The following is a 12,506-nucleotide window of genomic DNA, read 5'->3' as shown; positions in this document are numbered from 1 at the left end:
CCTCGGAGCGGCTTTTTATTTGTCTGAAATCGCCACCGAGTCGCCACGGCGATGCCGATGTCGTACCGTCGGTTCGAATCCTGCTCGCTCCGCCACCCCACCAAAATCATCCCGTACTTCGATCTGCAGACAGGCCAGAAATGCGGCCGTTTTCCCGCATTTTTACCGACGGAGAACTCCCATCATCCATCCAACTGGGGGCTGGATATATCTGGAGAACCGAATTTTCTCCGAATCTTAGAACCCGCAAAATTGGTCTAGTACGAGATTTTCCGTAAAACCAATGGCTTATTAGGGCATCGGTTTGGATCTCTCTCGCTCAACCAATAAGAACGAGGGACTGTCAATCGTTACCAACCGATACCTCCTGTTTTAGCGGAGCGAGTGGGCCAAATCCCGACAAATAGCCGGGGGCTTCGAAATGCCAAGCACTTAAGTAGTACCTGCCGGTCGCCTCAACTCCTTGAGTTTGAAGCGCAGATGGGTACCTTCCACTTTCGATGGGGATCTCAAGCAACTTCGATTTTCTTGCCGCACAGGACGAACGCCTTGCCCGTTTGGGCGCGCTCGCTGAGCGCTACTTCTTTGACGATGCTCCCTCGACCCTGATCAAGCTTCGTCAACTGGCCGAATTTCTTGCCAAGGAGATCGCGGCCCGGCATGGCCTGCTACCCTCGAATGCGGTTACGTTCGACGAAGTGCTGCGCACGTTGAAGATCCGCTCGATCCTGCCGACCGAGGTCGCCAATCTCTTTTTCCACCTGAAGCGCGTAGGAAATCTCGCGGTCCACGAGAACGTGGGGACGACCGCTGATGCGCTTTCCGCGCTCAAGATCGCGCGCGGCGCTGCCGTCTGGTTCCAGCAGAGCTATGGTGGGAAGCCGACCTACAAACCCGGGCCGTTTGTGCCGCCGACGCCCCCGTTCGATGCGACGAGCGGTCTAAGGGCCGAACTGGAAGAACTGCGCAAGCAAGTCCGCGTTAGCTCTGACGAAGCGGCGAAAGCGTTGCTTTCCTTCCGCGACGCTGAGGACGCCCGGCTGCGCGCGATCTCAGAAGCAGAAGTGCACCGGCAGGATAAGCAGTTCTGGGAGAGCTATGCCGCAGAAACAGAAGCGGGTCTGCGCAAAACCGAGGCCGCCCTCAAGGCGTCGCAGGTCGCCGCAGAATCTGCTCCGCCACTACAGCTCGACCTGCTCACCCAACTCGCCAATCGGCAGGCGGATCAGATCGAACTGGATGAGGCGACTACTCGCATCCTTATTGACGATCAGTTGGATGCGGCGGGTTGGCTCGTCGATAGCCGCGAGCTTCGCTACGCAAACGGGACACGGCCGCAACCGGGACAGGCCATCGCGATTGCGGAGTGGCCGACGGAAAGCGGGCCGGTCGACTATGCGCTCTTCATCGAAGGGCGTTGCGTCGGAGTGATCGAAGCCAAGCGCGCGGTCAAGGACGTGCCCGGTCGGCTCGGGCAGTCGAAGCGCTATGCTCGGGACATCAAACTGACGTCCGACGAGACTTGCCCCGGAAGCCCTTGGCTCCATGGTCTCGAAAAATTTCGCGCGCCGTTCCTGTTCGTTACTAACGGGCGACCTTACGTGAAGCAACTCGCGACCAAATCGGGTATCTGGTTTTGGGATGCCCGACCGACCGGCGGCCCGCCGCGTGCCCTGCCCGAGTGGTTCTCGCCCCTCGATCTCAGGGAAAGGCTTGATCAGGTCACCGACAATGTGAACGAGCTTGCCGAGCGCGAATTAGGCGTCAGCGGATTGCGTCCGTATCAGAGTGACGCCATTGTTGCCGTCGAAGCCGCAATTGCCAGAGGCCAGCAGCACATTCTCCTCGCTATGGCGACCGGAACGGGGAAGACCCGTCTGGCGATTGCGCTAATGTACGAGCTCCTCCGTCGCAAACGCTTTCGCCGCATTCTGTTCCTGGTCGACCGCAATGCGCTGGGACGTCAGACCCTCGATGCTTTGAGCACCACAGACACCGCCGGCTTCCTCAAGTTCGATCAGGTGTTCCCAGTTGCCGATCTCACCCGGAAATTCCCGGAGGCGACCGATCGGGTTCAGGTCGCGACCGTCCAGGCCATGATCCGGCGCATCTTTGAGGATCCTGACGCGGCGCGACCGACACCTGGCACCTACGACCTCATTATCGTCGACGAAGCGCACCGCGGCTATACGCTGGATGCCGAATTGCGCGAAGATGATCTCGGTTTCCGCAATCTCGAAGACTATCTATCAGCATACCGCCGGGTGCTCGACTATTTCGACGCGACGCGGGTCGCGCTGACCGCGACTCCGGCTCTCCACACGCGGGAAATCTTCGGACTTCCGGTCTTTCATTATGGCTACCGACAAGCGGTCATTGATGGCTACCTAATCGATCATCGTCCGCCGCGTCGGATCACCACGGCGTTGAGCCAGACTGGAATCAGCTTCGAGCAGGGCGAGGAAGTCAACATCATCAATCCGCGCACCGGTCAGATCGACCTATTCAACCTTGAGGATCAGGTTGATTTCGAAGTCGCTGAATTCAACAAGAAGGTTTACACCCGCGCCTTTAACCGCGCAGTCGCCGACGCCGTGGCACGCGAATGTCCGCCCACCGAGCGCGGCAAGACGCTTCTGTTCGCGGCGCGCGACGACCACGCGGACGTTCTCGTGGAGGAGCTTGGCGCCGCCCTCAAAGATGAATATGGGCTTCAGCCGCACGACCTCGTTGAAAAAATCACCGGTTCGGTCGACAAGCCGCTCGATCGCATCAAGGCCTTCAAGAACGACCCGCGCCCAAAATACGTGGTGACCGTCGATCTGCTGACCACCGGTATCGACGTGCCCGCGATCACCAATCTTGTCTTTGTTCGGCGGGTCAATAGCCGCATCCTCTACGACCAGATGATTGGCCGCGCCACGCGACGCTGCGACGAGATTGGCAAGGAATATTTCCGCATTTTCGACGCCGTCGATATTTATGCCAACCTGCAGGACGTCACGGACATGCGGCCAGTGGTGGTCGATCCCTCGCTGTCTTTCGCCACCCTTGTGGGCGATCTCCAGCGCGCGGGGACCGACGAGGATCGCGCCTTCGTCCGCGACCAGATCGTCGTAAAGCTTCGGCAGCGCATCAAGTACATCGCTCCTGAGCGGCGCGAAACCCTGGAAACGGTGCTCGGCCCGCTGACCGCGCTGGTGGATAGTCTGAAGGCTGCGCCGGCCCCGGACACGCTTGCTCTGTTCCAGCAACATCCTCTGCTGGCTTCCATTCTTGATGCCGCCAATCCCGCCGCCGGCAACCGCGATGGCATCTACATTTCCGACCATTCGGATGAACTGGTCTGCGTCGAGGACGATTTCGGCGGAAGGGCCAGCCCGGCCGACTATATCGAAAGCTTCGAAACCTTCGTGCGCACCAACATGAACGCCGCGCCGGCCCTAATCGCGGCCACTCAGAAGCCGCGCGAACTCACGCGGAAAGAGCTGAAGGCGCTCGCCGTGTTGCTCGACGAAAACGGGTTCTCGGAGGCCAGCCTGCGGCAGGCGTACGGCCGGGCGCGCAACGCCGACATTGCTGCCCATATCATTGGCTTCGTCCGACAGGCTGCGATTGGCGATCCGCTGGTGCCCTATGCGACGCGGGTCGAAAACGGCGTGCAGCGAATCATCGCAAGCCGGAACTGGACGGGAGCCCAGCGACAATGGCTGGTTCGCATCGGCCGTGTCCTCAAGGAGCAGCCCGTGGGCGACCCCGAAATTCTAGCCGATCCCTTGTTTGCACAGGCTGGCGGCTTCGAACGGGTGGACCGCGAGTTCGATCACGGGTTAGGTGATGTCCTGAAAGACCTCAACACCGCGATCTGGGATAGCCACGTCGCATGAACGGGAACTGACATGAATCCATCCGCTGATCTCGTGAACCGCCTGTGGCGGCTATGCGCGCTGTTGCGCAAGGACGGCGTGACCTACCAGCAATATGTCACTGAACTGACCTATCTGCTGTTCTTGAAGATGGCATCCGAGCAGAAGGACGAGAGCCGCATCCCCGAGCAGTATCGCTGGGGTGCGCTAGAGACGGCCAGCGAGACCGAGGTGCTGCAGCGCTACCGGCAGGCGCTGATCGACCTCGGCGATGGCACCAAGATCAAGGACCGCTCAGTGGTCGCGATCTTCCAAAACGCGGCCACCATCGTCCGCGAGCCGGCGAACCTGCGCAAGCTGATCGACGCCATCGACGGTCTGCACTGGTTCAGCGAAGAGCGCGATGCGTTCGGCGACACTTATGAAGGCCTGTTGCAGAAGATGGCGGAAGAAACTAAGCGCGGTGCGGGCCAGTATTTCACCCCGCGCGTGCTGATCCAGGTGATGGTCCGGTTGATGCAGCCCAAACCTGGCGAGGTGATCCAGGACCCGGCCGCCGGGACCGGCGGCTTCCTGATCGCGGCGGATCAGTTCATGCGTGCGGCGTCCGACGAATATTTCGCGCTGTCCCCGAAGCAACAGGCTTTCCAGCTCCAATCGGCCTTGCGCGGGCTGGAAAATGTCCAGGATACGTTCCGCCTGCTCCTGATGAACCTGCATCTGCACAAGATCGATCCTGATCATCTTGATCTGGCCGACACATTGTCGCCGAGCGGAATGCAGCCGAAATACAAAAGTGCTGACCTGATCTTGACCAATCCGCCATTTGGCCCGGCCGGTGGCCCGCCGACACGGGATGATTTGACCATCACCGATCGCGTCTCGGCCTATCAACTGCCGTTTGTCGAACATTGCATTCGTGCGCTCAAGCTCGGCGGTCGGGCCGCGGTGGTGGTGCCCGACAACGTGTTGTTCGATGATGGGCGCGGGAAGGAATTGCGCCGACGCCTCATGAGCTGGTGCGATCTGCACACGATCCTGCGGCTACCGACCGGGATTTTTTATGCCCAAGGCGTGAAAACCAACGTGCTGTTCTTTACGCGATCAGATGAGGAGGCGCCTGCAGAGGACGCCACTAGGGTGGTCTGGATCTACGACATGCGCTCCGGTGCGCCGGCGTATGGCAAGACCAATCCGCTGAAAGCGTCGGACTTCGAGGGCTTTATCCGCGCCTTCGGCGACGATCCTTTCGGCCGGGCGAAACGAATAGACGAAGGCGAAAGCGGCTACTTTCGCCGTTTCACCCGCGAGGAGATCGCAGCTCGCAACGACAACCTCGACATCACCTGGCTCAAGGATACCAGCGGCGACTCAGAGGACGGGCTTGAGACGCCGGAGGAGATTGCCGCCGCGATCGAGTTACATCTTTCCTCGGCACTGGAGGAAATTCGCGCTCTTGTAGAGGAGCTTGGGGTCGACGTGAGTGGGCCGGCGATCGCGGAGGCGGTGGAGTGAGTTTGCCGAAAGGATGGGTATCCGCCGAACTCGGCCAACTGTCTACAAAGATCGGAAGTGGAGCTACGCCGCGAGGTGGAAAGGCCACTTACGGCCAAACTGGTATCCCTCTTATTCGATCGATGAACGTGCATTTTGGTGAGTTTAAGAGGGAAGGACTCGCTCATCTCGATGAAGGTCAAGCTCAGGCCTTGCAAAACGTAACCGTCGGCGAGCACGATGTGCTGCTCAACATTACTGGTGCCTCGATAGGAAGGGTTTGCTTGGCGCCGAGTGATATGTCTGGCGCTCGTGTAAATCAGCATGTCTGTATTATCCGCACTGTTGGAGAGGTGCTTCCCGCCTTTGTCGAGCGATTTCTGGCCGCGCCTGAGATGCAGCGCAAAATTCTCGAAGAGAACTACGGGTTCACACGGCAAGCACTGACCAAGGAGATGATCGAGAAGTTCTTGGTGCCAGTGCCTCCCGTTGCCGAACAGCGCCGTATAGTTGCGAAGCTAGAGGTGCTGACTGCACGCCTTGCCCGAGCACAAACGGAATTGGATCGCTTGCTCGATCTCGCGAGCAAAGTCCGCCTAGGTGCCCTCCGCTCGGTGTTTCAGTTTGGTTCGGAAGAAATGCCAGCAGGCTGGTCGCGAAAAAGAATTGATCAGATTGCGGAGGTACAACTTGGTCGTCAGCGGTCCCCCAAGGACCATGAAGGTCCTCATATGCGCCCCTATCTTAGAGCCGCCAACGTTACGTGGAGCGGATGGGATCTTACTGACGTAAAGGAAATGAACTTCACGCCCGCGGAATTTGACACGTTTTGCCTGAAGGAGGGTGACATCCTTCTCAATGAAGGCTCGGGCAGCGCCAAAGAAGTTGGCAAGCCAGCCGTCTGGCGAGGTCAGATTCCAAATATTTGCTTCCAGAATACGCTACTTCGTGTGCGGCCCTTCAAATACGATCCCGACCTATTGCGTTATTGCCTACTTTATCTGGCTCTTAGTGGTCAATTCATCGCAAATACCAAGGGCGTAAATATCATCCACATCGGCAAAGCCGGGCTTGCGAAATTCGTAGTTCCCGAGCCTCCGGAGAGTGAACAAAAAGATCTCCTTGAACGCCTAAACATTGCTTTCGCCCATGCCGACCGACTTGAAGCCGAGGCCGCGCGTGCCCGCGAGCTGCTCGATCGACTGCAGTCCGCTATCCTCGCCAAGGCGTTCAAGGGCGAGTTGGTGCCGCAGGACCCGAATGACGAGCCGGCCAGCCTTCTGCTCGAGCGCATCAAAGCCGCCCGCAGTCAACAGCCTCAATCTCAACCCAAACGAAGCCGCAAGGCGTCTGTGCCGAGGGCCCCACGCGAGAAAGCCGTCATGACGAAAAGCCGACAAGACGAGGACGTGAAGAATATGCCCTACTTGGCTAACATTATCCGCGGGGCCGGTGGTTCGTCGAAAGTGGAAGACTTGTTCAGCAAAGCTGACCTGCCGGTGACAGATTTCTATAAGCAACTCGCCTGGGAAGTTGATCAGGGGCACATTCGCAACCAAGACAATCAAGTCTTGCAGGCTGCCTGATGCGCCTCGATCGAGCCTATATCGACGGGTTCAAGAATCTCAGAGAGGTCGAAGTCGATTTCGACGAAAACCGCCTCACCACCGTGATCATTGGCCAGAACGGCGCAGGCAAATCAAATCTGATCGAAGCTATCGTCGATGTGTTCCGTTTCGCCGACATGAACCGCGGTGTGCCGCGGTACACATATGAGGTCGACTATCGCATCGGCAATCATCGGGTCCGATTGAGCAATCGCTCAGGCAAACCGAGCATTGAGGTGGACGGCAAGTCCATGGCCAGATCGAAGTTCGACCGAGCGAAGGCGGAGGTGTTCCCGGATCTCGTGTTCGGTTATTACTCGGGCGGTAGCCGACGGCTTGAGAAGCTGTTTGATAGCCACCAGCGCCGGTACTACGACGCAATTAAGACGAATGACGATCTAGTTGAATGCCGGCGCGCCCTAGCCGAACGGCGGCTATTTTATTGTCGCCCTATCCACGGGATTTTTGCGCTATTTTCGTTCTTCGCCTTCCCAGATCCGAGCGTCCATCGGCTGTTGCAGGAGAAGCTCGGCCTAACGGGCTTTCACTCGGCGTTGGCCCACTTCAAGGAGCCTTGGTTTGCCAAGGGGGCGCTGTCGACAAAATTGCAGGATGCTGAGGACCTTTGGGACGCCAAGGGACCTGCCGGTACTTGTGCCCGGCAATTTGGCCAAGAAGCCTTTTTCCCTATGCGTTTGATGGGAAATGCGATCGACGATTATCGCGACAAGCAACAGAACGAGGCCCAATTAGCCTGTTTCCTCAAGGATGAGGAAGGCTTGGGGCGGTTCAAGGCGAAGTATGAGGATGATCAGGACGTGTTCGCGGCGTTGGAGGCTGTGGATATTTCAGACCTTTTCCGAGATCTACATCTCTGGGTGCGGCGCACGAACGATAATTCCGGCGATGTGAGTTTCGCCGATCTCTCCGACGGCGAGCGTCAGCTCTTGATGGTGCTTGGTCTCATCCGCGTGTCGCGCGGTAAGCGGGCCCTGTTCATGCTCGACGAGCCCGATACGCATCTCAATCCGGTCTGGCAGCATACCTACCTCGACCTGATCCGCGAGTGGACCGGGCAGACCTCCGATGCCAAGAATTGCCACATCATAATGAGCTCGCACAATCCGCTCACCATCGCAGCACTCGACCGGCGCGAGGTGCGCGTGATGTTCACGAACGCGAAAAGCAAGGTTAGTGTTACCCCACCATACACGGATCCAAAGGGCATGGGGTTCACAGCCACCCTCACGGAAATCTTTGGCCTACCCTCGAGCCTCGATCCAGATACGCAAAGGCAGGTCGACGAGCGCAATAGCCTTGCGCGTCTCGAACAACGAAGCGACGCGCAAGAGAAGCATCTAATCGAGATCAACGACAAGCTGGGTCGCCTCGGTTTCATGTTTGAAGATCGTGAGCCGCTCTATCAGGATTTCCTCCGCGCCTGGCAGGATGTGAAGTACGCAGACCGCCCTCCGATGTCGCCCGAGCAAATCGAAAAGCGTCATAATGCGATGAAGGCACTTATCAAAGGCCTCTTAGAGAAGCCGGAGGGCGCGGCGTGATCTACGTGAAGCGAGATGCGGGCATCATTCCGCAGGAGCTGCTTGATAAGGCGATCGCTGCTCAGCAACAACTAGAGCAGTTGCCGGCCAATGAGCGCGCCGAGCACATCAAGAAGAATTCCAAGATTTGGAGAGACTTCAAAGACTACTTGTCTCAGATGTCGTACGGGAAGTGCTGGTACTCAGAAAGCCCCGAAGCGCAGTCACATCTTGACGTTGATCACTTTCGTCCAAAGCTCGAGGCTCGCCGAGATGAGAAGGTTTGTGACAAGCCAGGTTATGAATGGCTGGCGTTCTCATGGGACAATTTTCGACTTTCCGCTCAATTGTCGAATAGGCCCGTCCGCAATGAAGGGACGGATCAAACAGACGGGAAGGGAGCTTGGTTTCCTCTAGCTGATGGGAGTCCAAAGGCTTGCTGGGAAAACCGCTGTATCGATGATGAGCGGCCAATGCTGCTCGACCCGATCAATGCCGCAGATGTGCGTCTGATCGAAGTACACGCGGATGGCCGTATGGGACCTAGCAAGTATTGTTACGGCACCAACAAGGCGCGTGTGCAGGAGACGATCGTTAGGCTCGGATTGGACCTTCCAAGACTGAAGGAAGCGCGCCTTCGCGTAATGAGGGACGTGAAGATGTTGTCGGATATGTTGGGCAGGATGTTAGACACCAGTTCTAGTGACGAATCGTATGCCGATAAGGCCGAAATAAATGCGGCAATCGACGCAATACAGGTTAGAACGCATCCTCGCGAACCCTATGCCGCTGCGGCTCGGTCGCAGCTTCGCATGATGGGCCTTGGCGAGTTATGCGTCATGCCTGAAGAAGCATGAACTCTAGTCGGCGCTTGTTCGCCCTAAGTACCGCAGGCTGAGAGATTGAACGGTGCGGGGACCGCAGATTATATCAGTGACCGTGCGAATCCACGCCCGCCCCGTTTCCAGCTTGGAATGAGCGTTAGCGGCTTTCGGCTTTCCTGGCGGATGAGCTGAACAGAGCCTGCTGCTCGCCCCACTCAGCTGGGATGGATTTCAGCAGCTGCGACAGCTCAAGGCCATCCGGCTGCAGCCCATTCAGGATGGCCTCGGTAATAGCGGGCGAAAGCAGGGTGAGCCGAAGCACGCGGCATAGATAGGACTCGTTGATCTTCTCGGCCTTGGCGAGTTCTCGCACCGAACCAAACAGGCTTGATTCGAGTATGTTGCGCCAGCGATGCGCCCGCACTACAGCCTTGATCAGCGTGTTGTCGACCTGTGGCTTCGGCGGTGCCCAAGTCTCGGCATTCGCAGGCGTGACGACGCGTTTGCGACCACCCTGTCGTCGGAATGAAATCGGGATGCTAACGACCATTGTTCGGCCATCACTGCTGAGCTTCGGCCGACCGATGGGGCCGAGGGTGAGGGTGGTTGGCCTGTTCATTCTGCTGCCTGCTGGAAGGGTTGCGGCTGCAATTCCGAGGAGAGCGAGGTCAGGCCCTGGATTTTCAAGGTGATATCCATCCGCTCGGCATGCATGTCGATGCGTTCGACAAGCAGCGCAACAATGCGCGCCTGTTCTGCCGGAAACAGCTCCTCCCACAGTTCGTCAAAGCCGAGCAGCGCACGTCGCACTTCCGCCTCGCTGACCTCAGCAGATTGCTTGCGGATGGCGCGCCAGGTCTGAACGATCACTTCAGGGGTTTGCAGGAGCAGGCGGACCTGGTCGATGATGATCCGCTCCAACTCCGCCGCCGGCACCAGCTTGACGGGGCAGTCTGATCTGCCCTGCTTCATCGCGGTCTGGCTGATGTAGTAGCGGTAGAGCCGGCCAGATTTGCGGGTGTGGGTTGGCGACATCGCCGCCCCGTCTGGCCCGAACAGCAGACCCTTCAGCAGTGCTGAGGTTTGAGCCCGGCTATTGTTCGCACGCTTGCGCGGGCTTTCTTTGAGGATGGCGTGGACTTGATCCCAGAGCTTCCGATCTCGCGAGCCAGCAGGGTCGCGGACTTGAGCTGCACGAAGCGCCGAAAAACGGCCCGAACCCGCTCGGCATCGGCGTCGTGAATGAGCAATTTGCGATCGCGGACTTCGTAGCCGAGTGGCGTCCAGCCGCCCATCCATTTGCCGCGCTTGCGAGAGGCCGCGACTTTGTCGCGAATCCGCTCGCCGATCAGCTCGCGTTCAAATTGGGCAAACGTCACAAGGATGTTGAGAGCCATGCGGCCCATTGCGTCCTTGGTGTTGAAGGATTGGGTGTCAGTTGCGCTGGCGGGCTGTTTTGCTTCGGCCTCCGCCATCTCACAACTCAAGCGAAAGCGGAAAGCCGTCCAAGCCGGCTCATCAAAAGAACAAATTCGAAGAAAGACACGAAAGGTGCCTCGACTTTCTCTGTCAGCTTATGAGGGCAAGCCCAGACCGTCGGCCAAAAAGAAAGGATCTGATCTTTCGCGATGCGAAGGCGATTTGCGGTGAAAATCTGGGCTGGGACATCTTTTGTGCGGCCTGGGAAGCGGCGAAGCGGGCCGTACCAAACGCAGCTGACGCCTGGAGCCGTGCGGGAGCACCCAAGAAATCGTACCCGAAATAATCGTACCAGATCCTATCTAGTTCGCTCAGTATTCTGATCGGCACGAGTCGACCACGTTCGGCTGCATCGTAGTGGATGCAGGACAAACGCAAATGAAGTCGATTCCGACCGCAGATCCAGATGCGCTGTTGACCGAGGATGTAGCGGCCGAAATTCTGAGTATCTCGATCCGCACGCTGCAATCATGGCGTCTCCGACGTGCTGGGCCGCCCTTCGTGCAAGTTGGTCGCGCTGTTCGGTACCGCCGGCGTGATCTGATCGCCTGGATCGACGCAAACACGTGCTGCCGCCCTTCGGAGTGTCATCCGTGAAGCAGGGGCGATCTGACAAAAAGCATGATTGTTACGCTGAAGAGCCGCTGAATTATTCCGTCTATTTCGGCCGTGAGCGGCTCGGACGCTTCGTCCGTTCCGGAGAGCGCGAGTTTCAGGCTTTCGACCGTGACGATCGAGCTCTCGGAACATTCCGCAAGCAGAAGCAAGCTCTTCATGCCATCTATGCCGCAGCGGATGAGAGCCGATGAGTTGGCAAGCGACAGCCTGGGCAGTGCGCCAGAAGGTTGAACCACCCGCACGTAAGCTATTGCTCCTTGTCATAGCGACCTATGCCGATGAGCACGGCATCTGCTGGCCGTCTCAGGAGACGCTATCCGAAGACACGGGTATGTCGCTCGATACAATTCAGCGTCATACAAAGAAACTTAAAGAAGAAGGATTTCTGTCTATTACACGCCCACCTAAACGTCGCGGTCAATGGCAAACGTTCGTTTATCAACTGAGCATGCCAGCTCGCGAGGCGAGATCCCAAGACGCGCTGCGCCAGCACAGCTCGTTTCGTTCACCTCATACCAAGCCGAATGCTCAGCGGGGCAATCGACGTGAAAGCCATGGCGAGGTTGCTCAACGCTTGGGAGGCGAGCGGCGATCGCCTTCAGTGAACCTGATTCAAGCGGCTGATCGACTCATTGAACAGATCAGGTCTTTCGAGGCTGTTCGGGACGGCGTTCCTACCGACTGCCAGGCCGCAGCGCGAACGATTGATGCAGATGTCGTGTCGTCGAATTGCGGCATGGCCAGGCCGAATCAAGAACGCCAGCCAGGCCGCACAGCTATGCGGCCTAAACCTTCAATAGAACCTTCAACAGAACCTTCAGGCTCATCAATGCGGACCGATGCCGGCGCGAGACTGCGGGCTTTTCAGGCTAACCAAGAACCAACTGAGGTCACTCAGAACCGCATCGCTCGTAGATTAGGGCCAGAGGGCTGGCTACTGTTGGGTGAGCTCAGCAACGCGGAGCGAGAGCGCCTCACAGCATTGGAGCGTCGTCACCAGCTTGACGATGAGACGCTGAGACAGGCGGTGCTACGCGCGCGCTCTGCGCGATGAGGCGGGAGGTTCTCATGGGGGGT

The 12,506-nt window shown here is 58.1% G+C and carries 11 protein-coding genes; 8 read left to right on the top strand and 3 right to left on the bottom strand.

Annotated elements, in window-relative coordinates; all coding sequences use genetic code 11:
• The first annotated feature begins 500 nt into the window (after positions 1-500).
• From hsdR to ACNJX8_RS38400, 5 genes are read left to right on the top strand one after another with little or no spacing between them, the layout of a single operon-like run.
• Complete coding sequence (gene hsdR / locus ACNJX8_RS38420; RefSeq protein ID WP_439358851.1) at positions 501-3,887, top strand: type I restriction-modification system endonuclease; 3,387 nt, start codon at positions 501-503, stop codon at positions 3,885-3,887.
• A gap of 12 nt (positions 3,888-3,899) precedes the next feature.
• On the top strand, positions 3,900-5,381 hold the full coding sequence (locus tag ACNJX8_RS38415) for an N-6 DNA methylase (RefSeq protein WP_439358850.1): 1,482 nt from the start codon (positions 3,900-3,902) through the stop codon (positions 5,379-5,381).
• Positions 5,378-6,946: a restriction endonuclease subunit S gene (locus tag ACNJX8_RS38410; RefSeq protein WP_439358849.1), complete on the top strand. Its 1,569-nt coding sequence runs from the start codon at positions 5,378-5,380 to the stop codon at positions 6,944-6,946. The genes ACNJX8_RS38415 and ACNJX8_RS38410 overlap by 4 nt, the downstream gene beginning before the upstream one ends.
• Complete coding sequence (locus ACNJX8_RS38405; RefSeq protein ID WP_439358848.1) at positions 6,946-8,529, top strand: AAA family ATPase; 1,584 nt, start codon at positions 6,946-6,948, stop codon at positions 8,527-8,529. The genes ACNJX8_RS38410 and ACNJX8_RS38405 overlap by 1 nt, the downstream gene beginning before the upstream one ends.
• Positions 8,526-9,365 carry a hypothetical protein gene (locus ACNJX8_RS38400; protein ID WP_439358847.1) on the top strand — a complete coding sequence of 280 codons (840 nt, stop codon included), beginning with the start codon at positions 8,526-8,528 and terminating at the stop codon, positions 9,363-9,365. Before ACNJX8_RS38405 ends, ACNJX8_RS38400 begins: the two co-directional genes overlap by 4 nt.
• 124 nt (positions 9,366-9,489) lie before the next feature.
• On the opposite strand, the gene ACNJX8_RS38395 is transcribed toward ACNJX8_RS38400, so the two are convergent.
• Genes ACNJX8_RS38395 through ACNJX8_RS38385 form a run of 3 tightly spaced genes read right to left on the bottom strand, consistent with a single transcriptional unit; the run spans position 9,490 to position 10,807 of the window.
• A complete protein-coding gene (locus ACNJX8_RS38395; RefSeq protein WP_439358846.1) occupies positions 9,490-9,951 on the bottom strand; it encodes a hypothetical protein in 462 nt (153 codons plus the stop codon).
• Positions 9,948-10,367: a hypothetical protein gene (locus ACNJX8_RS38390; RefSeq protein WP_439358845.1), complete on the bottom strand. Its 420-nt coding sequence runs from the start codon at positions 10,365-10,367 to the stop codon at positions 9,948-9,950. The genes ACNJX8_RS38395 and ACNJX8_RS38390 overlap by 4 nt, the downstream gene beginning before the upstream one ends.
• Before the next feature lie 32 nt (positions 10,368-10,399).
• Positions 10,400-10,807 (bottom strand): recombinase family protein, encoded by a 408-nt coding sequence (locus tag ACNJX8_RS38385; RefSeq protein WP_439358844.1) that lies wholly within the window; start codon positions 10,805-10,807, stop codon positions 10,400-10,402.
• A 382-nt stretch (positions 10,808-11,189) separates the two neighbouring features.
• Between ACNJX8_RS38385 and ACNJX8_RS38380 the strand changes: the two genes are divergently transcribed.
• From ACNJX8_RS38380 to ACNJX8_RS38370, 3 genes are read left to right on the top strand one after another with little or no spacing between them, the layout of a single operon-like run.
• Entirely contained in the window at positions 11,190-11,408 is a 219-nt protein-coding gene (locus ACNJX8_RS38380; RefSeq protein WP_439358843.1) for a helix-turn-helix domain-containing protein, read from the top strand.
• Positions 11,405-11,620 carry a hypothetical protein gene (locus ACNJX8_RS38375; RefSeq protein ID WP_439358842.1) on the top strand — a complete coding sequence of 72 codons (216 nt, stop codon included), beginning with the start codon at positions 11,405-11,407 and terminating at the stop codon, positions 11,618-11,620. Before ACNJX8_RS38380 ends, ACNJX8_RS38375 begins: the two co-directional genes overlap by 4 nt.
• Positions 11,617-12,483: a helix-turn-helix domain-containing protein gene (locus tag ACNJX8_RS38370; RefSeq protein ID WP_439358841.1), complete on the top strand. Its 867-nt coding sequence runs from the start codon at positions 11,617-11,619 to the stop codon at positions 12,481-12,483. Before ACNJX8_RS38375 ends, ACNJX8_RS38370 begins: the two co-directional genes overlap by 4 nt.
• The last annotated feature ends 23 nt before the right edge of the window (positions 12,484-12,506 follow it).

This window comes from Bradyrhizobium sp. SPXBL-04, assembly GCF_051853035.1.
In the GTDB taxonomy this organism is placed as follows: domain Bacteria; phylum Pseudomonadota; class Alphaproteobacteria; order Rhizobiales; family Xanthobacteraceae; genus Bradyrhizobium; species Bradyrhizobium zhanjiangense.
This window is presented reverse-complemented; position numbering and strand designations above follow the sequence as displayed.